Here is a 25,121-nt window from a genome sequence, read left to right on the forward strand (position 1 = left end):
ATCGGCTTAGCGGCCAGTGGACGCGAGCCAGGCCGCGACGTCGGCGGCGACCTTGTTCGCGGCCTGGTTTAGCGGAGCGCCAACATTGCCTGCTTCGATCTTTGCGCCAACCGGCACGCTGGCGGTGAAGCGCTGGCGAGAAATGGCCGTTCCGCCCGGTCCCGCGAGAATGGCGTCATAGGTGACGACCGCGCTGTTGCTCGCTTCATCCAGGCCAAATTCTATCAGCTCGCCCATCAGCCGCTGCCCGGCATCAGCTGAATATTGGCCGGGATCGAGCACGATCCGGTTGCTGGTGGCCGCGATGGTTTCGGACAATAGTTTCTGGAACAGGTGGCGGGGCGTGTCGGCCCACTGAACCTTTGTCACATAGGCGATTGAGGTGGGTGATGTGCGCACGGGCACCCGGACCGTGTCGAGCAGCTTTGGCGCTTCGGGATCGGCCACGGTGATGGTGCTGCCGGCAGAGACGCTTCGAAGCGTGCCTGGCGCGACCTTCTGCGCGGCGTCCAGCGACAACAGCTTTTCGGGCGGCTTGCCGCCAAAGGACACACAGCCGGAAAGCGCGGCGGCGAGCGCGAGGGCGAGCGGAATGGCGGCAGGTTTCTTGTGGAACATTATCGCGCTCCCTCTCATGGCTTGTAATCCGGCAATTTGGGTGATCCGACGATTGATCCCGCGCCCTGCTGGTCCAACTTTTCAGCGACGCCGCGGAAGGCCCGCGACATTTCGCGAAGATCGCGGACCAACTGGTTCACTTCGGGCATCGTCTGGTTGCTGAACGCCCGAACGCCCGGCTGCGCTTCGGCAATCGTCTTGTCGAGCGTGTCGATGCTGCGGGTGGCGGACTGCACGCTCTTGCGCAGGTCCGCCATCAGGGGCTTGCCTTCGTCCGTCAGCATGGAGTCGGTGGTCGCGGCCAGCTTGCCGATCTGCTCGGCGGCGATGCCGGTGCGCTGAACGGCAATGCGCGCCTCGGCCAGAGTGGCGGCGATTTCAGGACTGCGATCGGCCAGAGCGCCCGACACGCGTTCGAGATTGGTCAGGATGCCAGCGATGGATTGCTGATTCTTGTCATTCAGCAGTTCCGTCAGCCGTTCGGTCAGCGTGGACAGGCGTTCCAGCAGCTGCGGCGCATTGTTGAGCAGCTCGCCCAACGCTCCGGGCTTGGTCGGGATGACGGGCACGCCATCAGGGCAGGCGGTGAGCGGGTTCGGTTCCGGGCAGCCGATCGGCGGCGCGCCCTTGACCGCACCGTCCAGCACGATTTCGCTGACGCCAGTGAAACCCACGCCCGCTATGGTGGCGGTGGTGCCCTGCAGAACGGGGGTGCCCTCTCTCACGGAGATGCGCACCTTCACGAAACTCGGGTCACGCTTCCACAATTCGATCTTTTCGACCTGACCGGAAGGAACGCCCGAATAGTTGACGCTCGACCCCTTGGCCAAGCCGTTCACCGACTGTTTGAAGAAGATGTCATATTCCATGTTGTCGCCCTCGGAGAGGCGCGAGAACCAGAAGGCAGCGATCATGATCGCCGCCAGCAGCAGCAGCGTGACCGTGCCCACCAGCACATGGTTGGAGCGGGTTTCCATATCCTATCGCCTTCCGTCCGATGGCTGTCCGGCCGTCTTTTCTCGTTCACGGGTCACCGCCGCAGTGGCGGCCCGGCCGCGAGGGCCGTTGAAATATTCCTGTATCCAGCTGTGGTCAGTCGCCAACAGCTCGTCGATCGTCCCTACGGCGATCACCTTTCCATCGGCCAGCACCGCCACCCGGTCGCAGATCGAATAGAGGGTGTCGAGGTCATGGGTGATGAGAAATACGGTGAGGCCCAGCGTTTCCTGCAGCTTGCGGGTCTGATCGTCAAAGGCGGCGGCGCCGATCGGATCGAGACCGGCGGTCGGCTCGTCCAGGAACAGCAGGTCCGGATCAAGGGCCAGAGCCCGCGCCAGGCCCGCGCGCTTTTTCATGCCGCCCGACAATTCGGCGGGATATTTGGGACCGGCTTCAGCGGGCAAGCCAGTGAGGCGAATTTTGTAGGCGGCGATCTCGTCACGCAGCTGTGGCCCGATATTGGGATAATATTCGCGGATCGGCACTTCGACATTTTCGGCGACCGTGAGCGTCGAGAACAGCGCGCCTCCCTGAAACAGCACGCCCCAGCGCTTGCGCACCGCCAGGGCCTCATCGTCCAGGCGGCCGATCATGGATTCGCCAAAGACGCGGACTTCGCCTTCATCGGGGGTCTGAAGCCCGATGATCGATCGCATCAGCACCGACTTGCCGGTGCCCGATCCGCCGACCACGCCCAGAATCTCGCCCTTGCGCACGTCCAGATCGAGATTTTCGTGCACGACCTGATCGCCGAAGCTGTTTTTCAGCCCACGCACGGAAATGGCGATATCGCTGGCTTCGATGGCCTTGTTGACGCGTGCTTCCTCGGCTGCGACTTCCTCTTCCTCGGACATCAGTTCCAGCCTACCCAGGTGAAGAATACGGCGAAGAAGGCGTCGATGACGATCACGAGGAATATCGCCTGAACCACGGCGGATGTCGTCCGCAGCCCGACTTCCTCGGCATTGCCCTTGACCTGCATGCCCTGGAAACAGCCGGACAGCGCGATGATGACGCCGAATACCGGCGCTTTCAGCAGGCCGACCCACAGGTCGGTAATCGGCACCACCTCCCGCAATCGCTGGATGAAGGTGATGGGCGGGATGTCGAGCGCCACGGCGCACAGGAAGCCGCCGCCGATCACCGCCACGACAGAGGAATAGAAGCCAAGCAGCGGCATCATGATGACGACCGCCAGCGTGCGCGGCAGCACCAGCGCCTCCATCGGGGAAACGCCGATGGTGCGCATGGCGTCAATTTCTTCGGTAAGCTTCATCGTGCCCAGCTGCGCCGCGAAGGCGGAGCCTGAACGACCGGCCACCATGATGGCGGTCATCAACACGCCCAGTTCACGGAAGGTGAGGCGGCCCACCAGGTTGATCGTCAGCATTTCCATGCCGAACTGGCGCAGCTGCACCGATCCCTGCTGGGCGATGACGATGCCGATCAGGAAGCTCATGAGGCCGATGATGCCCAGCGCGGATACGCCGACCACCTCGAACCGCTGAACCACCGCATTGACGCGGAAACGGCTGGGGTGGCGGATGACGTTCCAGCTCGCCACCAGCGTGCTGCCGAAAAATCCCAGGAGGCCGAACAGTGTCGAGCCCGCGTTGACGACGGCCTCGCCGATCTGGCCGACGACGCGCTGCCAGGGCGGCGCATGATCGGGCCGGATGCTGACCGGTTCGTCGAGCTTGCCGACCGCGTCGATCAGCCGTCGTGCATCCTCATTTCCCCCGGTGACGTCACATTCCAGCCGCTTGGCGGTGCGATGCACGGTCCAGGCGCCGATCGTGTCCATATGATCGACACCGGACAGGTCGATGGCCGCGACCGGCCCTGTTACGGCGTCCAGCCGCGCGGGCAGATCATGCAGGCATGCAATCGAAAGATGCCCCTGAATACGAATGACAGTACCGCCATCGCGCGTTTCTTCGACAAGATCGGCGGCTTTATTCATCAAGGCGGTTTACTGGTCCATTATCGGTTGCACGGCAAGCCGAAACGGCCCATCCGCACGATAGAACGATAGCAGGCTCCAAAAGTTTCGGAAACGGCATGACGCACCGGCTGGCAATCTACGATATGGACCGCACGGTAACCTTTTCAGGCACCTATACCGGCTTTCTGATCCACGTGGCGCGGGTCATGGCGCCGTGGCGACTGATCCTGTTTCCCGGCGTGATCCTGTTGATGCTGGCCTATGTGCTCAAGCTGATCAGCCGCCAGCGTCTGAAGGAACTAAACCAGGCGCTGATGATCGGTTATCATGTTGAGCGGGCGAAGCTGATGCCGCATGTCGAAAGCTATGCGGCAAAAGTCGTGGAGAGCAATATTCGCGCCGGGGCGCTCGACCAGATCGCGCGCGACAAGGCCGACGGCTACCGGCTGGTGCTCGCTACGGCATCCTATCGCCTTTACGTCGAGCCGATCGCGCGGCGGCTGGGATTTGACGCGGTGATCGCCACCGATCATCTCAGCCAGGACCTGCGCTATGTGCGCGCCAAGATCGCGGGCGAGAATTGCTATGACACAGGCAAGCTGCGGATGATCAAGGCATGGATGGCGGCCGAGGCGATCGACCGCAGCCAGGCGCAGATCCGCGCCTATTCCGACCATGTATCGGACGCGCCGATGCTGGAGTTTGCGGATATGCCCTTTGCTTCCAACCCCCACAAACCGCTGGCGCGGCTGGCGGCTCAGCGTGGTTGGACGCGGGTGGATTGGCGCTAAAGCCGCTTTAGCTTTCCGCGTTGGCATTGGCTGATGCCTCACAGGCGACAATAGCGGCTGCCCGGCGAAGAACGCGTCGAGATTGGCCAGCAGCGGCTGGCCGATCAGGATAATGAGGCGTTTCGGGCTTATCCCACCGCCTGCAACGCTTGGGCAAAGTCGGCGATCAGGTCGTCGGCATCCTCGCAGCCGATGGAGATGCGGACCATGTTGTCGTTGATCGCGAGGGCCTTTTTGCGATCGGCCGGGACGGAAAGATGCGTCATCGCCGCCGGGTGGCTGGCAAGTGTCTCCGTGCCGCCCAGGCTGACGGCGAGCTTGGCGATCTTCAATGCGTCGAGAAAGGCGAAGGCCTCCGCCTCGCCGCCCTTGAGGTACAGCGAGAAGGTCGATCCCGCGCCGGTGCAATGCCGCCGGTATATGTCCGCCTGCCGCTCAGTCTCCGGGAAGCCGAGATAGACGACCTTTTCGACCTGCGGCTGCTCCTTCAGCCAGGCGCAGACCTTCGCGGCGTTTTCTCCCGCACGGGTCATCCGCAATTCCAGCGTTTCCAGGCTGCGCAGAAGCATCCATGCGCTGTGCGGGTCCAGGATCGTGCCGATCGTGTTGCGCATCGACCGGATCGTATTGATCAGGCCGTTAGGCCCGAGCACGCCGCCCGCAACCAGATCGCTGTGGCCGCCCGCATATTTGGTCAGGCTGTAGATGACCAGATCGGCGCCATGGGCAAGGGGATGGTGCCAGAGCGGGCCGAGGAAGGTGTTGTCGATCGCGACCGGCGGAATATGCGCCTCGCCGGCGAACAGCTGATCGCGCCGCGCCACCACCGCCTCCACATCGACCAGCACGTTGGTCGGGTTGGCCGGGCTTTCCAGATAGATAAGCGCTACGCGGCCCAGCGCCTTGGCCTTTTCGATGACCGCGCCAATATCTTCTTCGGTCGCGCCCGCCGGGAAATCGAGCCATTGTACCCCAAACTTGCCCAGAATGCGGCCGATCAGCGATTCGGTCGCGGCATAGAGCGGAGCGGAATGAACGATGACGTCGCCAGGCTGCACAAGGGCCAGCAGCGTCGTGGCTATGGCGGACATGCCGCTGGAAAAGAGCAACGCGTCTTCGGCTTCTTCCCAGACCGCCAGCCGGTCTTCGGCGATTTCCTGATTGGGGCCGTTGAAACGGGAGTAGACAAGGCCCTCTGCGCCGCCCGGCCGAATGCCCGTCACGCCTTCGAAATGGCGCTTGCCCGCGGCCGCGCTTTCGAACGCGAAGGTGGAGGTCAGGAAGATGGGCGGCTTCAATGATCCTTCGGACAGGGTGGGATCATAGCCATGACCCATCATCAGCGTCGCGGGCTTCAGCTTGCGGCCGCCAATCTCCATGATGGCGGCTTTGGGGCGGCGGCGGTTGCGTGGGGCTTGCGCGCCCGTCAGATCGGCCTCGGTTTCGCCGGTCATCGCTTTTCTCCTGCTTCGATCATGGGAGTGTAACGCCTTGGTGGCGGAAAGGGCCAGCGCCGTCCCGAGAGCGATGGAAAATCCGTGCGGCGGGGACAGCGTGACAGTGGCGGCACGCCACCCTACATCCCCTGCATGAGCCAAAGCCTACCCGACCCGCTGGAGCAATGGTTCAGCTCTCGCGGCTGGACGCCGCGCCGTCACCAGATGGACATGCTCGCCGCCGCTCGCTCCGGGGATCATGCGCTGCTCGGCGCCCCGACGGGAGCGGGCAAGACGCTGGCGGGCTTTCTGCCGACGCTTGCCGACCTGATCGATAGTCCGGGCGGGGGCCTTCATACGCTCTATGTTTCGCCGTTGAAGGCGCTGGCGGTCGATGTGCGCCGCAATCTGCTGACGCCGATCGAGGAAATGGACTTGCCGATCCGCGTCGAGACCCGGACGGGCGACACGCCATCCGACCGAAAGGCCCGTCAGCGCGCACGGCCGCCGGAAATCCTGCTGACCACGCCGGAATCGCTATCGCTGCTGCTGAGCTATCCGGACAGCTTCCTGATGTTCGCGCAGCTGCGGACCGTGATCATCGATGAAGTCCATGCCTTCGCCACGCAGAAGCGCGGCGACCTGCTCAGCCTCTCGCTCGCCCGGTTGCAGGCGATCAACCCGGCCCTGCGGCGCGTGGCGTTGTCGGCGACGGTTGCGGATGTTGACGCCTATCGCGCGTGGCTTGCGCCGGACGGCGACATCAACAGCGTGACGCCCGTCATCGGGGAGCAGGGCGCCGATCCAAACGTCGCCATCTTCATCCCCGAAGGCCGCATTCCCTGGTCGGGGCATTCAGGCAAATATGCCGCCAAACAGGTGATGGCGGAAATCGAACGGCGGCAGACCACGCTTATATTCTGCAACACGCGGGGCCTTGCCGAACTCATCTTTCAGGAACTGTGGACGGCGAACGACGCCAATCTTCCCATCGCCATCCATCATGGCAGCCTGTCGGTCGAGGCGCGGCGCAAGGTTGAGAACGCCATGGCGGCGGGGAAGCTGCGTGCGCTGGTGGCCACTGCCAGCCTCGACCTGGGCGTCGATTGGGGCAATGTCGATTGCGTGATCCAGATGGGTGCGCCCAAGGGTTCGTCCCGGCTGCTCCAGCGCATCGGCCGCGCCAACCACCGGCTGGACTGTCCGAGTGAGGCGATTTTGATACCCGGCAACCGCTTCGAATATCTGGAAGCGCGCGCCGCGCTTGACGCGGTGGAGGCGGGGGAGCGCGATGCGGATGACTTTCGTCCGGGTAGCCTGGACGTCCTGGCGCAGCATGTCATGGCGCTGGCCTGCGCCGCGCCCTTTCGTGAAGAGGAATTGCTGTCGGAGATCCGCTCCGCCACGCCCTACAGCGCGCTGACCGACGACGCGTTCGCCAACGTCCTGCATTTCATCGAGGGGGGCGGCTATGCGCTGCGTGCCTATGACCGGTTCAAGCGGCTGACGCATGAGGCCGATGGCACATGGCGCGTGTCGCACCCGCGTTTCATCCAGCAGCATCGGCTGAACGCCGGCATCATCGTCGATCAGCCGGTCCTCGACGTGCGCTTCGCCAATGGCCGCAAGCTCGGTACGGTGGAGGAAGGGTTCGCCGCGACGCTGCGGCCGGGCGACAGCTTCTTCTTTTCCGGCACGGCGCTGGAGGTCGTGCGCATGGACCTCACCGACCTGATCGTTCGGGCCACATCGAAGCAAGCGCGCATCCCCACATGGGGCGGCACCCGCATGGCCATGTCCACCCGCCTTGCCGACAGGGTGCGCCACTTTCTGGCGGAGCCGGAGGAGTGGTATCGTTTCCCGGACGATGTGCGCGATTGGTTGGAAGTGCAGAAATACCGGTCGGCCCTGCCCGAGCCGGGGCAGCTGCTGATCGAGACCTTTCCGCATGAGGGGCGTCATTATCTGGTCTGCTACAGTTTCGAAGGATGGAACGCGCACCAGTCGCTGGGCATGCTGCTGACGCGCCGCATGGATGCGCAGGGGCTGATGCCGCTTGGCTTTGTGTCGAACGACTATGCGCTGGCCGTTTACGGGCTGAAGCCGGTGACTGATCCGCAAAGCCTCTTTTCCGCCGACATTCTCGATCATGAATTTGTCGAATGGGTCGAGCAGTCGAGCCTTCTCAAGCGGGCCTTCCGCGATGTTGCGGTGATCGCAGGGCTGATCGAGCGCCAGCATCCCGGCAAGCGCAAGACGGGGCGGCAGGTCACTTTTTCGACCGACCTTATCTACGATGTGCTGCGCAAATATCAGCCCGACCATCTGCTGATAAAGGCGGCCTGGGCCGACGCGCGGGCGCGGATGACGGATGTCGGGCGATTGGGCGACCTGATCGATCGCGCGTCGGCGACGATGCTGCATATCGACCTGGAAAGGGTCAGCCCGCTGGCCGTGCCCGTGCTGATCCTGATCGGGCGCGAGCAGGTGGCGCAGACTGCGGCGGAAGATGCGCTGCTGATCGAAGCAGAGGCATTGGTGGCCGAAGCCATGCGGACGGATTAAAAATCCTCGCGGACGCCGCCGCAGCCTTTCAATGTTCCATCACCAAAAGACACCGCGACCCGGTCCGCCCAATGGGCGTCGCTCATGCCGTCGTTGCATGGCCCATCAGTCACGACCATGGAGAATCCGTCGCCCAGATAGCGGACCGCGCGGCCATCATCCGCACGGTCGATCGCGAAATCGACGGGCTCATTGTCCGGGCGCTCGAGCGTGGCGGTCGATCCCTTTACCGTTACCGCCCAGAAAGGCTCGGTGCCAAGCGCGCGATAGCGCGTCTCACTGCTTGGCGGGGTCGTATCGACGACTGCGGGGGCGGGGGGAGCCTCTTCGCGGGCATCAGAGGGTAGAGGCGCTTCCCGTGCCACGGCCAGATTTTCGATCGGAGCGTTGGCGACGGGCACCTCGTTTCTGGGCAGGTCCGCCATATTTTCTTTACGGCCGCATCCCGCCAAAATCAGCACGCCCGCGATCAACAGCCCCGCCCTCATGCTTCACCTTCCTATTTACAATTTATAAATATATCATTGGGTATATATGGAACAGTAAGTCGGCTCTTAATTCCAATTTAACCACGCCATTTAACCAAATGCAAAGTATGCGTGAGTAGAAAATCCCTGATGCGAAGGGGATTTTCCATGCGTCCTGATGTTTTACGCCGGTGCCTTCGGGACAAAGCGGGCAATGTCCTGATGCTGGCTGCGGCGTCCATGCCTATTCTTGTGGGTGCTGCGGGTCTTGCGACCGACACTGTGCAATGGGCCTTGTGGAAGCGCCAGGTTCAGCGGCAGGCAGATTCGGCTGCGCTTGCAGGCGCCTATGCCGTGGCCCAGGGCTTCAGCGCATCGGACAGCGCGACGGCAGACATCAGCCGTCTTTCGCTTGTCGCCTTGTCGCAAACACCCACAATCGAAAATGCGCCTACAACAGGCGTCGGCGCCGGCAATGCAAAGGCTGTGCGCGTCGTCCTGCAGACCAGTAGCGAGCTGCCTTTTTCAAAGATATTGGGCGTACCGACGCCCGTAATATCCGGCGAAGCGACAGCGGCGGTCGTGAGCGAGGGCGATTATTGCGTCGTATCGCTGGAATCTACTTCGACCGTTGGCGTCACGCTTCAGGGCAATGCCTCTGTCGATCTGGGCTGCGGCATTATCACCAATTCGCGGGCGGCCAGCGCCGTCTATGCCGGAGGCAGCAGTACCGTCAAGGCAACGCCCGTCGCCGCGGTCGGGGGGCTGCAGGCCAGTTCCAACTTCGTCTCGCCCACGACGCTGCAACCTTATACCGTGCCGCAGTCCGATCCCTATGCCGCGCTGCCGGTGCCCAGCCCGTCCAGTTGCCAGGGAAAGCTGAGCGTCAATCCACAGGGCACCGCGTCGAAGGGCCCGGGTTGTTACAAGGGCTTCGATATCAAGGGCACGCTGAACCTCGATCCCGGCGTCTATTATATCGATGGCGGCAGTTTCAACATAGGCTCGCAGGCGGTCATCAACGGCACCGGCGTCACCATCATCCTGACCAGCAGCAACGCGGCCACCAATCCCAGCCAGATCGCCACGGTCGATATCAACGGCGGCGCTACGCTGAACCTGTCAGCGCCGACCACCGGCACCTATTCCGGCGTCCTGTTTTATCAGGACCGGCGCGCGCTGGATTCGGGCGAAAACAAGATCAACGGCAACGCCAGTTCATCCTTCCAGGGGGCGTTCTATTTTCCCTCGCAAGCGATGTCGTTCAGCGGGACGTCGGGCATGACCACCAATTGCGTGAAGATGGTCGGTCGCCGAGTCACCTTCATCGGCAACAGCAGCATCGTCAATCAATGCGAAAATACGGGCGTGAATGAGATCACCGGCACTATGGTGAGGCTGATCGGCTGAAATGGCGAAGAGATGGCTCCATAATCTGCTGTCCGACCGGTCGGGGACGAGCACCATCGAACTGGCTATCATCTTTCCGGTTCTGGCGGCGCTGACTTTCATCGCGGCGGATCTGGCGATGGCGTTCAAGGCGAAGATCAGACTTCAGGCGGCGGCTGAACGGACGGCGCAACTGGCCACCAGCGGCGGCCTCAACAGCGCAGCCTACCAGAATCTGGCTGCCGACGCGGCTGCGGGCGCGGGGGTGTCCTCCAACGCCGTGACAGTCACCAGTTCGCTGCTGTGCGATGGCACGGTGCAGGCGTCGATGGCTGAGGTTTGCGCGACGGGGCAGCAGATGAAGCGCTATGTGACGATCGGCATTACCGGCAGTTACCAGCCGATGTTCGGTAAATTGCTGCCCGGGACCAGTTGGGCATCGGCACAGGGCATTACGCTTACCGGCTCATCATCGGTGCGTCTGCAATGATCCGGCTTATCCGGCATCAGCGCGGGGCTGCCGCGATCGAGTTCGGGCTGGCGCTGCCGCCTTTCCTCATGTTGCTGATGGGGGCGCTGCAACTGGGCATCGTGGCGATGGCGCGCACCGGATTGCAGCATGCGGTGGATGAAGGTGCGCGCTATGCCACCATCTTTCCCACGCCGACCGACGCACAGATCATCGCCTATGTGAAAAGCAAGCGCGTTGGCCTGGACCCGGCCTATGCCACGGACCCGGTCGTGACCCATGGCACGCAATATGGCATTGCCTACACGGAAATCACGATGAGCTACGCGCGGCCGCTCAATTTCCTGGTCTATCAGACCGCGCCTGTTTCGGTCAGTTATACGCGCCGGGCCTATTGAGCCGCCTGCGACCGCACAGACGGCTCAAAAGCGTCTAGACGTCCAGATTGGCGACGTTGAGCGCGTTGTCCTGAATAAACTCGCGCCGCGGTTCGACCACATCGCCCATCAGGCGCGTGAAAATCTCGTCAGCGACGTCCGCCTGTTCGACCTCGACCCGCAGCATGGAGCGATTGTCCGGGTCCAGCGTGGTTTCCCACAGCTGTTCCGCGTTCATTTCGCCCAGACCCTTGTAGCGCTGGATCGACAGGCCCTTGCGCCCTGCGGCCAGAATGGCTTCCAGCAACTCGCTCGGCCGGGTGATGGTGATCGATCCCTTGGAAGCAGCGGGCAGTTCATCGTCGCCCGATTCCTCGGCAGCGGCGGCGGCCTTGGCGGTTACCAGGCGGCTGGTGGTGCGATAGCTGTCGGCTTCTTCGGCGGCGATGCTATGCAGCTTGCGGGCTTCGGCCGAACCGATGAAGCCGGCTTCGATCATGTGGTGATCGGTGACGCCGCGCCACAGGCGTTCGAAATGGAAGCCGCCTTCTTCGGCGATGCGCCCGGTCCAGCTGCCCTCGCTATCCTGCATGTCCATCCACTTGACCGTGCTGGCCAGATTTTCGGCCTGCGCGTCCTGGCTGAGTTCCGGGTCGAGCGCGCCGTTGATCGCCAGCGCCTCGATGATGGAGGGATTATAGCGGCGCGGCACATAGCGCATCACCGCGCGCATCCGCCGCCCATGCTCGATCAATGACCGCAGGTCATCGCCCGATCGTTTGCCCTCCGTGGTTTCCAGCGCCATCGTATCGACGCCGTTGTCCACCAGATATTGCTCCAGCGCCGCTTCGTTCTTGAGGTAGACCTCGGACCGTCCGCGCGTCGCCTTGTAGAGAGGCGGCTGGGCGATATAGAGATGCCCCGCTTCGATGATCTGCGGCATCTGGCGGTAGAAGAAGGTGAGCAGCAGCGTGCGGATATGCGCGCCATCGACGTCGGCGTCGGTCATGATGACGATCTTGTGATAGCGCAGCTTTTCCAGATTGAAATCGTCGCGAATGCCGGTGCCCATCGCCTGAATGAGCGTACCGACCTCTTTCGATGAAAGCATCTTGTCGAAGCGCGCTCGCTCGACGTTCAAAATCTTGCCCTTGAGCGGCAGGATCGCCTGATTGTGCCGGTTGCGTCCCTGCTTGGCCGAACCGCCCGCCGAATCGCCTTCGACCAGGAACAGTTCGGACTTGGCCGGGTCACGCTCCTGGCAATCGGCCAGCTTGCCGGGCAGGGAGGCGATATCCAATACGCCCTTGCGCCGGGTCAGTTCGCGCGCCTTCTTGGCGGCTTCGCGGGCGGCGGCGGCGTCGATCACCTTCTGGATGATCATCCTGCCGTGCGCGGGATTTTCCTCCAGCCATTCGGCCATCTTGTCGGCCATCAGGCTTTCGAGCGGCTGGCGCACTTCGGAACTGACCAGCTTGTCCTTGGTCTGGGACGAGAATTTGGGATCGGGCAGCTTGACCGACACGATGGCGGTCAGGCCCTCGCGCATATCCTCGCCGGTCAGGGACACCTTTTCCTTCTTCAACATGCCCGACTTGTCGGCATAATTGTTGAGAGTCCGGGTCAGCGCGGCGCGGAAGGCCGCCAGATGGGTGCCGCCATCGCGCTGCGGGATGTTGTTGGTGAAGCAGAGGACGTTCTCATAATAGGAGTCGTTCCACTCCAGCGCGACGTCGATGGTCACATCGTCGCGGCTGCCCGAAATCGCAATCGGATCTGGCATCAGCGGCTGCTTGTTACGATCGAGATATTTGACGAAGGCTGCGATGCCGCCCTCGTAGAACAGCTCGATCTCCTTCTTTTCCTCATGCCGCGCATCGATCAGGAACAGCCGCACGCCCGAGTTCAGGAAGGCCAGTTCGCGGTAGCGATGTTCCAGCTTCTCGAAATCGAACTCGGTATGGTTCTTGAATGTGCCCCCGTCGCCGGGAACCTTCTCGGTCGAGGGGAGGAAGGTAACGCGCGTGCCCTTCTTGCCTGCGGGCGCATCGCCGATGACCTTCAACGGGGCGACGGCATCGCCATAGGCAAAGCGCATGTAATGCTCCTTGCCGTCACGCCAGATGTTGAGGTCCAGATATTCGGAGAGCGCGTTCACCACGCTGACGCCTACGCCGTGCAGGCCGCCCGAAACCTTGTAGGCGTTGTCGTCGTTGGTGTTCTCGAACTTACCGCCCGCGTGAAGCTGGGTCATGATGACCTCGGCGGCCGACACGCCTTCTTCCTTGTGGATGCCGGTCGGGATGCCGCGGCCATTATCCTCCACGCTGACGGACCCGTCCGGGTTCAACGTGATCAGGATGCGATCGCAATGACCGGCCAGCGCCTCGTCGATCGCATTGTCGCTGACCTCGAACACCATGTGGTGCAGGCCCGATCCGTCGTCGGTATCGCCGATATACATTCCAGGCCGCTTGCGCACGGCATCCAGGCCTTTGAGGACCTTGATGCTGTCGGCGCCATAGGCATTGCTGTTGGGGGTGTTCTGACTTTCCTCGCTCATGGCGAGCATATAGGGAAATCGCCCAGGAAACTAAAGCGAAACATGGCGTCTTTCGCTCTACCGCCGCTGGGTCTATCAGGTGGGGATGCGTGCGATTTTTCTCCTGCTCCCGCTCCTTGCAGCCTGTTCGGAAAGCAGCGAGATATTGGAGCAACTGCCCAACAGCTCGATCGCCGGAGCGCCGCGTGAAGATAGGCCCGACACGCGGTTGGGAGCCAAGATCACGCGTCCCGTGACAATCGGTGAAGATGGTCCCCGGCTGAATGCCTGCGGGGCGATGGGGCAGGCGATGCGCGTGGGCGCTTCCGGCCTTGCGGTCCGCGCGGCCCCCTTTGCCGAGGCGCAGGAAGTGGCGCGGCTGGCCGAAGGGGCGCGGGTCCATGTCTGCACCCGCAGCCTGGACCAGAAATGGCTGGGTGTCGTCATCCTGCCGCCTGCTCGGGGCGATTGCGGGCTATCCGATCCGGTCGAGCGCAGGCGGGCCTATGATGGCCCCTGCATGAGCGGCTGGGTGTCCAGCGCATCGATCCGGTTTACCGCGAATTGAGGAAAAAGGACCGGCCAGCGGGCTCATGCTGGCCGGTCAGGGGGCAAGGGTCTGTTACCTGTCTGGCTCTAAATGGCCTTTTACAAAACATCCATTTACCGGTAAGTGGCCTTGCTTGAACGCATGTGAAGCGAGCATTGGCCATGTCCACATCTGTCCTTCGTCCCCCTTCACTCCTCCGGCTGCTGGGCGCGTGGCGGGCGGAGGAGAGCGCCGAGCCCGCCTATCGCCAACTGGCGCAGGCACTGCGCATGCTTGTGCTCGATGGGCGCGTGGGTCTTAACGTCAGGCTGCCGGGAGAGCGGGAACTGGCCGCCGCGCTGGGGCTGAGCCGCACGACGATTGCCGCTGCCTTCGACCGGTTGCGGGACGAGGGATTTCTGGAGAGCCGCCAGGGATCCGGCAGCGTCACCCGCCTGCCGCCCGGGCGGATCGAGCCGGAGTCGCCGGAGATCGACATGGTCTCATACGGCAATATCCTCAACTGGACCCATGCTGCGCTGCCCGCTGCGCCGGGGGTCGGCCGCGCCTGCCAGACTGCGGTGGAGGCATTGCCGGCTTTTCTGGGCGAGCTGGGCTATGACCCGCTTGGCCTGCCCCCGCTGCGCCGTGCCATTGCCGCGCAGTTCGAACGGCGCGGCTGTCCGACCAGCCCCGACCAGATCATCGTCACCAATGGCGCGCAGCAGGGTTTTGCCTTGCTGCTGCAATGGCTGACCGGGCCGGGCGACCGGGCGGTGATCGACCATCCGACCTATCATAATGTCATCCAGGCGTTGCAGCGCGCCCATGTCGTGCCAGTGCCGGTCGGCCTGCCCGCCCAAGGGTGGGACATTGACGCGATGGAAGCGGCCTTCCGCCAGACGAGCCCGCGCTTTGCCTATGTCATCGCCGATTTTCACAACCCCACCGGGCGAGCCATGGATCCGGCGACCCGGCGCGCTCTGGTCGCCGCCGCCACGCGCAGCCATACGCCGCTGATCATTGACGAAACGATGGTGGCGATGGGGCTGGATTTCCCCGCGCCGCCCCCAGTGGCGATCCATGATCCCTCAGGACGCCAGGTCATCACCATGGGGTCAGCCAGCAAGATATTCTGGGGCGGGCTGCGGATCGGCTGGATACGCGCGGATCCGCAGACGATCGCCGCGCTCGGCCGCCTGCGCACGACGATGGACATGGCGAGCCCCGTTGTGGAGCAGCTTGCCGTCGCGCAGTTGATCGACAGCGATGAAGGGTTGGGATCACGCGCGGCCATGCTGCGCGCCCGCCGCGATCATCTGATCGGGGAGATAGAAAGGCATCTGCCGCACTGGCGTGTCGAATCGCCTTCCGGCGGGCTTTCCCTGTGGGCGGAACTGCCCCGTGCCGAGGCGACTGCGCTGGCCGCGATTGCCGAAAGCCATGGCGTGCGCGTCGCGCCAGGGCCGCGCTTTGGGGTCAGCGGCGCGTTCGAACGCTTCCTGCGCCTGCCATTCACCTTGCCGGAAGAGCAGTTGACGATGGGCGTGGAGCGGCTGGCCGAAGCCGATGCGCGGCTGCACGCGCGGTCGCCGCGTGGGCGCGATTCGCTGGCGGCCGCGCTGGAGGCGGACCGCCTGATCTGAAAGACCAGTTCCTTCACATTGAAAAGGCCGCGCAGGATAGCTCCCGCGCGGCCCATTTTTCAGCAGCTTGAGTGCGGCTTTACGCGGCCTTCTTCCCAGCCTGATAGCGTTCGATCGCTTCGAGCGTGATGCGGCGGGCGTCTTCCGCGCCGCCCCATGTGCCGATCCGCACCCACTTCTGCTTTTCCAGATCCTTATAGTGGGTGAAGAAATGTTCGATCTGCTCCATCACGATGCCGGGCAGATCGTCCTTTTCATCAACGTCGCTATAGTAGGGGAAGGTCTTGTTATCGGGAACGCAGACGAGCTTTTCGTCGCCGCCCGCTTCATCTTCCAGATTGAGCACCGCGATCGGGCGCGCGCGCACCACGGATCCGGGGACGAAGGGCGACCGGGCGATCACCAGCGCGTCGAGCGGATCACCATCGGGCGACAGGGTGTGGGGCACGAAGCCGTAATTGGCGGGATAGCGCATCGGCGTGTGCAGGATGCGATCCACGAACAGCGCGCCCGATGCCTTGTCGAACTCATATTTCACGGGCTCGCCGCCGATCGGCACCTCGATGATGACGTTCAGGCTGTTGGGCGGATCGTCGCCGACCGGGATCAGTTCGATATTCATGGGACTTCAAACCTTCTTCGATACGCGTTGGCGTTACGGGTGATTCATGTTTTCGGTTTGAGCAGCCGGTCCAGGCTGCCTTCACCCTCTCCTGTCTTTTCGAGGCGCGGATAGCGCAGCCCGCCTGAATATGCGAGCGTCAAAGTGCGATAGTATTTATCCTGCTTGACGATCATCTGCATCGGCTTGGCCGCCTTCAATGCGGCCTTGAAAACGTCGCCGGAATATTCGTCGCCATTGATTGCGACGATCTTCGCGCCGGTGACAAGCCCCGCCTTGAACGCCGCGCTGTCCCAGACGACGTTGCTGATCTCGCCATCGCCCTTGACGATCAGGCCGACGCCGAAACTCTGGTCGAGATTCCTGCCCTCGGCCGCCTTGGTGAAGGCGTTGGGCGTGTCGCCATAGACCAGTCGGTAGCCGCCGAGCGCGAAACCGCCCTTGGGCGTATCGCGGGTGGTGCTATCGACATATTTGGCGAAGAAACCGGACCAGTCATAGGGTGCGACGCCATTCAGCGTCTTGATGACATCGTCGCGATTATAGACGACCTGACCCCAATCGCCTGGATTGATGCCGAAAAAGGCGCGGGCGAAATCGTCGAGCCCCTTCGCGCCCTTCGTTTGCCGACGGATGATAGCGTCGGCTTCCAGCCAGATCATCAGACCTTCATTATAATAGTCCTCCGACCGCTGCCAGCTTGACCAGCCCTTCGGCCTGCGCGCCGAGATGATGGGGTCGTGGGTGGTATCCTCCATCGGTCGCCATTCGCGGCCGCGCGTGGTGTCGAGCTTGGCCGCGATATGGGCATAGGCGTCGAGCGTTTCCTGTTTGGAGAACAGGCCCGATCGCGCACCCAGCACATAGCCCCAGAATTGCGTTTGCCCTTCATAGACCCACAGCAGATTGTCCTGCATCGGCACGTTGAAGTCTGGCGTCCAGAGCAGGTCCGGGCGGCGGAACTTGCCGTCCCAGCTGTGGACGAATTCATGGGGCAGCAGGTTGCGGTCGAGCAGCGCCGTTCCATCGCTCCACTTGCTGAAATAGCCCGGCTCTACCTGATTTTCGGACGACCGGTGATGTTCCAGGCCGATGCCGCCCATTTCGTCGGTGATGGCGAAGAGGAAATCATAATGGTCGAAATGATAGGCGCCAAAGAGCGCGCCCGCTTCATCGACAAGTTTCTTGTGCTTGGCGATCTGGTCGGGCTTGGCCTCCAGCTCATCGGCGTCGTCGGCGACGATGTTGAGCGTTACATTGTGACCCAGATCCACGGGTTTGAAATAGCGCCCGGCAAAGACCGGCGAATCCTGCAACGCTTCATAATCGATAGCGTCATAGGCGACGGTCGATCCGCTTTTCCGTCCCCGCAGCGCTGTCGCCGCCTGCCAGCCTTCGGGATAGGTGACGGTCGCCTGCACCGGTATCTGCCGCGTGTAATAGCCCGCCGGATAGAGGGAAACCGACTCCCACTGGATGTTCAGCATCTTGGGCGTCACCACCACGCGGCCCTGATTGGGCTGGGTAGCCGACAGGAACTGAAACTCGGCCACGAGCTGGCGTGTGCCCGGCGGAACGTCGATGACAAAGCCATAGACATTGAGCGGATCGCGCTTCCAGCCTAGCGGCTTGCCATCGGCGGTGAAGGTCAGCCCGCTGAGCTTTTCGATCTGCCCGCGCGGCGCGTGATTGCCGGGTAGCCATTTGGGCATCAGCAGCGTCATCGGACCGCTTGTGGTGACGGGAATGGTTTCCTTGACGCGGAAGATGCGCTGCATCGTGTCGCTGGCATCCACCTCCAGGCGGATGACGCCGCCCGGATAGGGGATGTCGCGCGGCGCGGGCGTGGCGTCGTTGACGGGCAGGGCGACGGGCTTTGACCTTACGGCATCCTGGGCGTTCAGCGGACCAGTGATTGCGGTGGACAGCAGAAGAGCGGCAGCAAGGCTGCGGATCATGGGCATCTCCCGGAAAAAGGGCGAGGCTGGAATGCCTTAGGCAACCTAGAATGGCGAGACGGACAAGCGGCGTCCACCCCCATCAGCCGGAGCCTTATCTTATTACAAAAAAGCGCGTTTCCATGGGGCTTCTTTGCCGCTAAAGGCGCATCCCCATGGCGAAAATGGAAACCCCGCGTCCGGTGCGCGGTACGCAGGATATGCTGGGTGGCACGAACGAAGCGTTCCAGGAACGCTTTGCCCATGTCGTTGCGACCTTCGACCGGGTGCGGCGACTGTACGGCTTTCATCGTGTTGAAGTGCCGGTTTTCGAAGCCACTGCCGTTTTCGCCCGCTCGCTTGGCGAAAGCACGGACGTCGTGTCCAAGGAAATGTACACGTTCGACGATCGGGGCGGCGACAGCATCACGCTGCGCCCTGAGTTCACAGCGGGAATCGCGCGCGCCTATATTACCGAAGGCTGGCAGCAATATGCGCCGCTCAAGGTCGCGACGCATGGACCGCTTTTCCGTTACGAGCGCCCGCAAAAGGGCCGCTTCCGCCAGTTTCATCAACTCGATGCCGAGATCATCGGGGCAGGGGAGCCGGGCGCAGACATAGAATTGCTTGTTTTCGCCGACCAGTTGCTGCGGGAGCTGGGCGTGTCGGAGGGGGTGACGCTGAACCTCAACACGCTGGGCGATGCGGAAAGCCGCGAGGCGTGGCGCACCGCGCTGGTGGCGCATTTCGAAGCGCATCGCGACCAGTTGTCGGAGGACAGCGTCGATCGCCTTGGCCGCAATCCCCTGCGCATCCTGGACAGCAAGGACCCGCGCGACCGGCCGGTGGCGGACAGCGCGCCGGATATCGACGCCTATCTAACGGACGAAGCACGTGGCTTTTTCGACAAGGTCACGGCGGGTCTCGATGCGGCGGGCGTGGCGTGGGAACGCAACGCACGGCTGGTGCGCGGCCTTGATTATTATCGGCACACCGCGTTCGAGTTCATCACCGATCGGCTGGGCGCGCAGGGCACCGTGCTGGGCGGTGGCCGCTATGATGGCCTGATCGAAAATCTTGGCGGGCCCTCGACGCCTGCGGTCGGCTGGGCGGCTGGGATTGAGCGGTTGGCGATGCTGGTCGATACGCCGGAGATCGAGCGGCCTGCTGTGGCGGTCATTCCGATGGGAGAGGCCGCTGAGGAAAAGGCCACCGCCATCATAGCCGATTTGCGCCGTGCCGGGATCGGTTGCGACATGGGATATCGCGGCAATATGAAGAAGCGGATGCAGCGTGCAAATGCTTCGGGCGCTGCCTGGGCGATCATCCTGGGCGATGACGAGCTGGGCCGGGGCGAGGTGGCGCTGCGGGATTTGCGGTCTGGAGAGCAGCAACCGGTTCCGTTCGATGTCCTGGCAGAGAAGCTGACGGCCCTTTGATGCAAATCTCCGCCGAACGCATTGCGCAGATCGAGGCGCGCCGGGACGAGGTGCAGGCGTCGATGACGCGCGCCGACCTGGCGCCCGAAGAGTTTGTGCGGCTTTCAAAGGAATATGCCGAGATCGAGCCGGTGGCGAAGGCCGCGCATGAAGTGCGGCGGTTGCGGCAGGAGTTGCAGGCGCTCGAATATATGGCGGGTGGCGAGAATGCCGACGCCGACGCTGACATGCGCGAGATGGCGCAGGCGGAAATGCAGCTGATCAAGGGGCAGCTGCCCGCCGCTGAACGCGCGCTGGCGCTCCAGTTGCTGCCAAGGGATTCGGCGGATGCGCGCCCGGCTATGCTGGAAATCCGCGCCGGGACGGGCGGCGACGAAGCGGCGTTGTTCGCGGGCGACCTGTTCCGCATGTATCAACGCTACGCCGACGCGCAGGGTTGGAAGATGGAGATGATCTCCGCCAACGCCGCTGAAGTGGGCGGCTTCAAGGAAGTCGTCGCCAGCGTCACCGGCGTCGGCGTCTTCGCCAAGCTCAAGTTCGAAAGCGGCGTCCACCGTGTTCAGCGTGTACCCGTCACGGAGAGCGGCGGGCGCATTCATACTTCCGCCGCCACTGTCGCCGTGCTGCCGGAGCCTGAGGAAGTCGATGTCCAGATTGCGGACAGCGACCTCAAGATCGACATCTACCGTGCGTCGGGGGCGGGGGGACAGCATGTCAACACGACCGACAGCGCCGTGCGCATCACCCATCTGCCCAGCGGCATCGTGGTGACGCAGCAGGACGAAAGATCGCAGCACAAGAACAAGGCGAAGGCGATGCAGGTTCTGCGCGCCCGCCTTTACGAGGCAGAGCGTGAGCGCACGCAGAGCGAGCAGGCGGGCGCACGCAAGGCGATGGTCGGATCGGGCGACCGGTCGGAGCGCATTCGCACCTATAATTTCCCGCAGGGCCGCGTGACCGATCACCGCATCAACCTGACCCTGCACAGGCTGCCCGAAATCCTCGAAGGCGGGGGCCTTGCGGAAATCATAGATGCGTTGATCGCCGAGGATGAGGCCGCCCGCCTTGCCCAGCTGGACGGCATCGGGTGAGCATCGCGCAGGCGCTCCGCGATGCGGCGGCCCGCCTCCAATCGGTCAGCGACACCCCCCGCCTTGACGCTGAACTGCTGCTTGCCCATGCGCTCGGCATCGACCGCAACGATCTTTTGCTCCGCCAGCGTGCATTGGTCCTGACGCCGAATTTCGACGCCCTGCTTGAGCGCCGCCTCGCCGGGGAGCCTGTCGCCTACATTACCGGGGTGCGGGATTTCTGGACGATCAGCCTTCATGTCACGCCTGATGTCCTCATCCCCCGCCCGGACACCGAAACGCTGATGGAGGCGGCGCTCGACCATTTTCGCGGCGGTTCTCCCACGCGCGTTCTGGATCTGGGTACGGGTTCGGGCGCGCTGCTGCTGGCGGCGCTCGATCAGTGGCCTCGGGCTACGGGGTTGGGCGTCGATATTTCCACTGCCGCGTTGACCGTCGCGCAAGGCAATGCTGAGCGTCTTGGACTGGCCGAGCGTGCTGCTTTTCGCCTGGGGAATTGGGGGGAGGGGGTGTCCGGCCAATTCGACCTCATCCTTGTGAACCCGCCCTATATCGCCGGGAACGCGACATTGGCCGGTGATGTGCTGCACGAGCCGCACGGCGCTCTTTTCGCCGGTGCGGAGGGGCTCGACGACTATCGGCGGATTGCCCCCATGCTCCCCGCGCTGCTTCTTCCCGGCGGCATGGCCGCCATCGAGATTGGCTATGATCAGCGGGAAAGCGTGTCGGCGCTGCTTTTCAGTCAAGGGCTTAGCGTTGTCTGCCGCCCTGATCTGGCGGGGCATGACCGCTGCCTTGTCGCGACGCTGCCTGGCCCATGCTGACCAAGGACCGGCATTTGCGGACCTACAAGCGAAATTCGCTTGGATTATGGGTTTAAAAACACTACATGGAGTGCAGGAACGGCATTATCCTGAGGAACTGCCCCGTGGGGCCGCGCAAGAAAAGGCCGTTTTCCAGCTCCTTCCAAGTCACGACGGCGCTGCTGCGCAAGCGCCTCTGGCAGCGTAAGGTCAAGGGCTGTCGCAGCCCCTGTCCGGCGGAGCCCTACCCGGTCTGATAAACGGACCGTGCTTTAGGATAGCGACTGAACGATGATTCCAGTGAATGATGGCAAAGTGAACGCAAGGACCAGGTCTTGATCAACAACAGACAGGCCGGTCGCCGTAATCGCGGCCGGAACAATAACGGACGCCCCAGTGGTGGTAATCGGGGCGGTGGCGACAACGGCAACCGGATTGATAGCCGCGCACGCGGCAATGCGGCCCAGCTTCTTGAAAAATACAAGAATATGGCGCGTGATGCGCAAATGGCCGGCGACCGGGTCAATGCGGAATATTATCTGCAATTTGCCGATCATTATTTCCGCGTCCTTGCCGACAATCGCGCCCGCCAGGAAGAGCAGCAGCAGCGCTACCGTCGGCCGGACGACAATCTCGAATATGAAGGCGAAGATTTCGACACATCGGACTTTGCGGGCGATGACAACCGTGGCGAAGTGCAACCGCAGCAGCAATATGATCGCGGTTATGAAGGCGATCGTCGCCGGGAACAGCCGCGTGACCAACGCGAACCCCGCGAGGCTCGTGAACAGCGCGAACCCCGAGACCATCGCGAGCAACAGGACCAGCGCGATAGCCGTGGCCGCCGCGATCGGCCGCGCCGGGACCGGCCCGCTTATGAAGGGGCCGAGCAGCCGCAGGTAGAAGCTGCCGAGGCAGCCGTTTCGATGGCGGAACGCGCTCCTGAACCGCAGGCCGAAGCCGAAGCGCCCCGTCCGCGTCGCGGGCGCCCGCGCAAGGCCGATGTGGCGAAGTCGGAGGGCAGCGAGGGTTTGGACCTGGCCGTCCTGCCGCCCTCGATCGCTCGCGCCGATAATGACAGCGAGCCTGGGGCGGAGGAAGCGCCCCGCAAGCGCACCCGCCGGGCGCGTCCCGCTGCCGAAGCGGCTGAATAACCTGATCGGGGAGCCGCTGGACGAGCGGCGACGCAGGAAATGAAAAGGGGGACCGGCGCGAACGCTGGTCCCCCTTTTTGGTTCGGCTGTGGCATGGTCAGCCCGTGGGCAGAATCCTTGGTCGATGCAGTTCGTCCAGTGCGACGAACGTGAAGAGGCCGCTGGTAAGATCGATCTGCTGCTGATCTGCGCCGCGCGTCGCGATCACATCGACGCGTATGCCGATCGATGTCCGGCCTCGCCGCTCCTCCCGCGCATAGACGGCCACGATATCGCCGACCAGCATGGGAGAGATGAACTTCATTCCGTCGATAGCGACCGTGGCGACTGCGCCCTGCGCCAGGCGTCCGGCCACGATGCCGCCCGCGATATCCATCTGGCTCAATATCCACCCGCCAAAGATATGGCCGTTGCTGTTGATTTCGGTCAGGCGCGGAATCAACCGCAGGACCAGCTCGCCTCTATCTTCAGTCATCAATGGATACCTCGTCCTTCAGCGGATCGATCACCTGATCGTCATGGCCTGTTCCGCTCGACAGGAACACAAGGGCCATCAAAGCCGTGCCGAGCATGAAGGTCAACCAGACGCCCAGGATGGTCGCGAGGATCATGTGAAAAGGCATCGGCCCTGCCCAGATTCGCAGGCAGACCAGGGCTATTCCCACGCACAGCGCGCCGCCTGCCGCCATCCACAGCATGATACGGCGGAATCGGTTCCACGCGGTTGCGGCAATCTGCGGATCGTCCAGGCCTTGCGGGTTTCTCATCCCTTTCCTTTGGGGAGTGAAAGTGGGATCATCAAGATATTGGAGAAGAATGTCACAACGGCAAGGAGACGGGGCATGACGATCACCGCGATTCTGCAGGGTAAAGGACGCGAAGTCACTCAGGTCGGACCGGATGACACCCTGCTTTCCGTCGTTCAGCTATTGTCCGAACGGCGGATCGGCTGCGTCCCGGTCGTTGATAATGGACAGGTGCTGGGGATATTTTCGGAGCGCGATCTCGTCCACCATATCGCCAGAGATGGCGCGGCGGTGCTCGAACGGCGCGTCGGCGACGTGATGTCAACGCCAGCGATTACCACCGACGACAAGACGCCTGTCATCCACTGCCTGTCGCTGATGACCAAAAAGCGTGTCCGCCATCTCCCGGTGGTGGTTGATGGGACACTGGTCGGGCTGGTGTCGATCGGCGACCTTGTCAAATTCCGGATCGACAGCATCGAATCGGAGGCGGCGTCGCTGCGCGACTATATTCAGTCAGCCTGAACTGGATCAGGCGGAGAGGGGTTCCGGCGGCACGCGCCGGATCACCAGCGCCGCCAGTTCCATCAAGGCGCCGCGCGCGCAGAGCATCAGCGCCGCGAGGAAGGCGATGGCGCCCGACGGCACCAGTACGCATAGGCGCAACATCGCGGGGAGCGGCGGTAACAGCGCGTCGATAGCGGTCACCGCCCCCGCCATCAGGATCGAGCAGCCAAGGCCGGGAGCCGCCGCGCGAATCAGATCGGCGAATCGCAATCCCATCGGTCCTCCCGCCAAACGCACCGTGACGGCGGTTAAAACCGGAAAGCCGATCAACCATGCCCAAGCCAGTCCGATCGCGCCGAATCGGATGCCGCATAGAAAGGCGACCGGCATCACCACCGCTCCCACCGCTGCGATTCGCGCCGTCGTTCCGGGCCGTCCCAGCGCATTGCTTACCGGCGCGAACATCACCTGCAATGTCATGAAAGGCATGGCCAGCGCCAGCACGGACACGAACGGCGCCATCTCCAGCCATTTCTTCCCGAATAGCGTTTCCACCAGCGGCTCGGCCGTAACCGCCATGCCCAGATACACGGGGCAGGATATGAGAAGCAGCAACCGGACCGCCTTGCAGAAGGACCAGGCGATTCGACCGGGATCTTTCTGCATCCGCGCATAAGCGGGGAAGGCGACGTCATTCAGGGGGGGAATGAACTTTGAAACGAAGATCTGCGTCAGGAACAGGGCTTCGGCATAAAGACCAAGTTGATGCGGATCGAGCATGCGTCCGCCAATGAAAATATCCGCCTGGCTTTGCACGATCCAGAAAAGCTGACCGCCCAGCAACGACGCGCCATAAGCGACCATTGCGCCCGTGCCGCGGAAGTTGAAGCTGGGAATCGGCCTGAATCCGGTGGCGAGCACATAGCCCACGGCCTTGACCCAAAAGCCTGCGATCGGTGCAAAGACCAGCGTCCACACACCCCAGCCTGACAGGGCGCCGACCAATGCGACCGCAGCCGAAGCGATGGCCGCGATCAGATTGACCAGCG

24 protein-coding genes (1 of these 24 cut by a window edge) are annotated in these 25,121 nt (G+C 63.0%); 12 read left to right on the plus strand and 12 right to left on the minus strand.

The genetic code is table 11. From position 1 onward, the window contains the following. Window positions 1-6: 6 nt before the first annotated feature. From B6S01_RS09145 to B6S01_RS09160, 4 genes are read right to left on the minus strand one after another with little or no spacing between them, the layout of a single operon-like run. Window positions 7-618, minus strand: a complete 612-nt coding sequence (locus tag B6S01_RS09145) for an ABC-type transport auxiliary lipoprotein family protein (RefSeq protein WP_037469081.1) — start codon at window positions 616-618, stop codon at window positions 7-9. Between the two features lie 14 nt (window positions 619-632). After that, a complete protein-coding gene (locus tag B6S01_RS09150) occupies window positions 633-1,595 on the minus strand; it encodes an MlaD family protein (protein WP_037469083.1) in 963 nt (320 codons plus the stop codon). Between the two features lie 3 nt (window positions 1,596-1,598). Continuing rightward, window positions 1,599-2,471, minus strand: a complete 873-nt coding sequence (locus tag B6S01_RS09155; RefSeq protein ID WP_037469085.1) for an ABC transporter ATP-binding protein — start codon at window positions 2,469-2,471, stop codon at window positions 1,599-1,601. Continuing rightward, window positions 2,471-3,580, minus strand: a complete 1,110-nt coding sequence (locus tag B6S01_RS09160; RefSeq protein ID WP_037469087.1) for an MlaE family lipid ABC transporter permease subunit — start codon at window positions 3,578-3,580, stop codon at window positions 2,471-2,473. The genes B6S01_RS09155 and B6S01_RS09160 overlap by 1 nt, the downstream gene beginning before the upstream one ends. Window positions 3,581-3,678: 98 nt before the next feature. Here B6S01_RS09160 and B6S01_RS09165 point away from each other — a divergent pair, with 98 nt between their 5' ends. Next, on the plus strand, window positions 3,679-4,353 hold the full coding sequence (locus B6S01_RS09165) for an HAD family hydrolase (RefSeq protein ID WP_037469089.1): 675 nt from the start codon (window positions 3,679-3,681) through the stop codon (window positions 4,351-4,353). Window positions 4,354-4,481: 128 nt separating this feature from the next. On the opposite strand, the gene B6S01_RS09170 is transcribed toward B6S01_RS09165, so the two are convergent. Then, window positions 4,482-5,807 (minus strand): cystathionine gamma-synthase family protein, encoded by a 1,326-nt coding sequence (locus tag B6S01_RS09170; RefSeq protein WP_037469091.1) that lies wholly within the window; start codon window positions 5,805-5,807, stop codon window positions 4,482-4,484. A gap of 135 nt (window positions 5,808-5,942) precedes the next feature. On the opposite strand from B6S01_RS09170, the gene B6S01_RS09175 reads away from it, so the two are divergent. Then, window positions 5,943-8,354, plus strand: coding sequence for a ligase-associated DNA damage response DEXH box helicase (locus tag B6S01_RS09175; protein ID WP_037469093.1), 2,412 nt, complete (start codon window positions 5,943-5,945; stop codon window positions 8,352-8,354). Here B6S01_RS09175 and B6S01_RS09180 read toward each other — a convergent pair. After that, the gene (locus B6S01_RS09180; RefSeq protein ID WP_037469095.1) at window positions 8,351-8,842 is read right to left on the minus strand and encodes a hypothetical protein; all 492 of its coding nucleotides are present in this window, start codon (window positions 8,840-8,842) and stop codon (window positions 8,351-8,353) included. The genes B6S01_RS09175 and B6S01_RS09180 overlap by 4 nt on opposite strands. 147 nt (window positions 8,843-8,989) lie before the next feature. On the opposite strand from B6S01_RS09180, the gene B6S01_RS09185 reads away from it, so the two are divergent. Genes B6S01_RS09185 through B6S01_RS09195 form a run of 3 tightly spaced genes read left to right on the plus strand, consistent with a single transcriptional unit; the run spans window position 8,990 to window position 11,077 of the window. Beyond that, window positions 8,990-10,231, plus strand: a complete 1,242-nt coding sequence (locus B6S01_RS09185) for a pilus assembly protein TadG-related protein (RefSeq protein ID WP_037469098.1) — start codon at window positions 8,990-8,992, stop codon at window positions 10,229-10,231. Window position 10,232: 1 nt separating this feature from the next. Further along, on the plus strand, window positions 10,233-10,700 hold the full coding sequence (locus B6S01_RS09190; RefSeq protein ID WP_037469099.1) for a TadE/TadG family type IV pilus assembly protein: 468 nt from the start codon (window positions 10,233-10,235) through the stop codon (window positions 10,698-10,700). Continuing rightward, window positions 10,697-11,077 (plus strand): TadE/TadG family type IV pilus assembly protein, encoded by a 381-nt coding sequence (locus tag B6S01_RS09195; RefSeq protein WP_037469102.1) that lies wholly within the window; start codon window positions 10,697-10,699, stop codon window positions 11,075-11,077. The genes B6S01_RS09190 and B6S01_RS09195 overlap by 4 nt, the downstream gene beginning before the upstream one ends. A 34-nt stretch (window positions 11,078-11,111) precedes the next feature. On the opposite strand, the gene gyrB is transcribed toward B6S01_RS09195, so the two are convergent. Further along, window positions 11,112-13,619 (minus strand): DNA topoisomerase (ATP-hydrolyzing) subunit B, encoded by a 2,508-nt coding sequence (gyrB, locus tag B6S01_RS09200; RefSeq protein WP_037469194.1) that lies wholly within the window; start codon window positions 13,617-13,619, stop codon window positions 11,112-11,114. A gap of 85 nt (window positions 13,620-13,704) precedes the next feature. On the opposite strand from gyrB, the gene B6S01_RS09205 reads away from it, so the two are divergent. Both B6S01_RS09205 and yczR read left to right on the plus strand, forming a co-directional pair. Then, the gene (locus B6S01_RS09205) at window positions 13,705-14,166 is read left to right on the plus strand and encodes a hypothetical protein (protein ID WP_037469103.1); all 462 of its coding nucleotides are present in this window, start codon (window positions 13,705-13,707) and stop codon (window positions 14,164-14,166) included. A gap of 143 nt (window positions 14,167-14,309) precedes the next feature. Next, window positions 14,310-15,773: a MocR-like transcription factor YczR gene (gene yczR, locus B6S01_RS09210; protein ID WP_037469105.1), complete on the plus strand. Its 1,464-nt coding sequence runs from the start codon at window positions 14,310-14,312 to the stop codon at window positions 15,771-15,773. 79 nt (window positions 15,774-15,852) lie between these two features. Here yczR and ppa read toward each other — a convergent pair whose 3' ends face one another. Next, window positions 15,853-16,395: an inorganic diphosphatase gene (gene ppa / locus B6S01_RS09215; protein ID WP_037469106.1), complete on the minus strand. Its 543-nt coding sequence runs from the start codon at window positions 16,393-16,395 to the stop codon at window positions 15,853-15,855. A 44-nt stretch (window positions 16,396-16,439) separates the two neighbouring features. Next, window positions 16,440-18,353 (minus strand): M61 family metallopeptidase, encoded by a 1,914-nt coding sequence (locus tag B6S01_RS09220; RefSeq protein WP_037469195.1) that lies wholly within the window; start codon window positions 18,351-18,353, stop codon window positions 16,440-16,442. Between the two features lie 155 nt (window positions 18,354-18,508). On the opposite strand from B6S01_RS09220, the gene hisS reads away from it, so the two are divergent. The 4 genes from hisS (at window position 18,509) to B6S01_RS09240 (ending at window position 22,819) form a co-directional block, all read left to right on the plus strand. Beyond that, window positions 18,509-19,771, plus strand: coding sequence for a histidine--tRNA ligase (gene hisS / locus B6S01_RS09225; protein WP_037469108.1), 1,263 nt, complete (start codon window positions 18,509-18,511; stop codon window positions 19,769-19,771). Further along, window positions 19,771-20,862: a peptide chain release factor 1 gene (gene prfA, locus B6S01_RS09230; protein WP_037469110.1), complete on the plus strand. Its 1,092-nt coding sequence runs from the start codon at window positions 19,771-19,773 to the stop codon at window positions 20,860-20,862. The genes hisS and prfA overlap by 1 nt, the downstream gene beginning before the upstream one ends. Then, window positions 20,859-21,686, plus strand: a complete 828-nt coding sequence (gene prmC / locus B6S01_RS09235) for a peptide chain release factor N(5)-glutamine methyltransferase (protein WP_037469113.1) — start codon at window positions 20,859-20,861, stop codon at window positions 21,684-21,686. The genes prfA and prmC overlap by 4 nt, the downstream gene beginning before the upstream one ends. Before the next feature lie 314 nt (window positions 21,687-22,000). Further along, on the plus strand, window positions 22,001-22,819 hold the full coding sequence (locus tag B6S01_RS09240) for a DUF4167 domain-containing protein (RefSeq protein WP_037469114.1): 819 nt from the start codon (window positions 22,001-22,003) through the stop codon (window positions 22,817-22,819). A gap of 97 nt (window positions 22,820-22,916) precedes the next feature. Here B6S01_RS09240 and B6S01_RS09245 read toward each other — a convergent pair whose 3' ends face one another. After that, on the minus strand, window positions 22,917-23,294 hold the full coding sequence (locus B6S01_RS09245) for an acyl-CoA thioesterase (RefSeq protein ID WP_037469116.1): 378 nt from the start codon (window positions 23,292-23,294) through the stop codon (window positions 22,917-22,919). Next, a complete protein-coding gene (locus tag B6S01_RS09250) occupies window positions 23,287-23,586 on the minus strand; it encodes a hypothetical protein (protein ID WP_037469117.1) in 300 nt (99 codons plus the stop codon). The genes B6S01_RS09245 and B6S01_RS09250 overlap by 8 nt, the downstream gene beginning before the upstream one ends. A gap of 75 nt (window positions 23,587-23,661) precedes the next feature. On the opposite strand from B6S01_RS09250, the gene B6S01_RS09255 reads away from it, so the two are divergent. Next, window positions 23,662-24,090, plus strand: coding sequence for a CBS domain-containing protein (locus B6S01_RS09255; RefSeq protein WP_037469118.1), 429 nt, complete (start codon window positions 23,662-23,664; stop codon window positions 24,088-24,090). Between the two features lie 6 nt (window positions 24,091-24,096). Here B6S01_RS09255 and B6S01_RS09260 read toward each other — a convergent pair whose 3' ends face one another. Continuing rightward, on the minus strand, window positions 24,097-25,121 hold the 3' portion of the coding sequence (locus B6S01_RS09260; protein ID WP_037469119.1) for a lipopolysaccharide biosynthesis protein. 463 nt of this gene lie beyond the right edge of the window; the window shows 1,025 of its 1,488 coding nt (coding positions 464-1,488); the start codon falls outside the window, past its right edge; it ends in the stop codon at window positions 24,097-24,099.

Origin of the sequence: Sphingobium herbicidovorans, assembly GCF_002080435.1 — a bacterium.
Taxonomy (GTDB): Bacteria; Pseudomonadota; Alphaproteobacteria; order Sphingomonadales; family Sphingomonadaceae; genus Sphingobium; species Sphingobium herbicidovorans.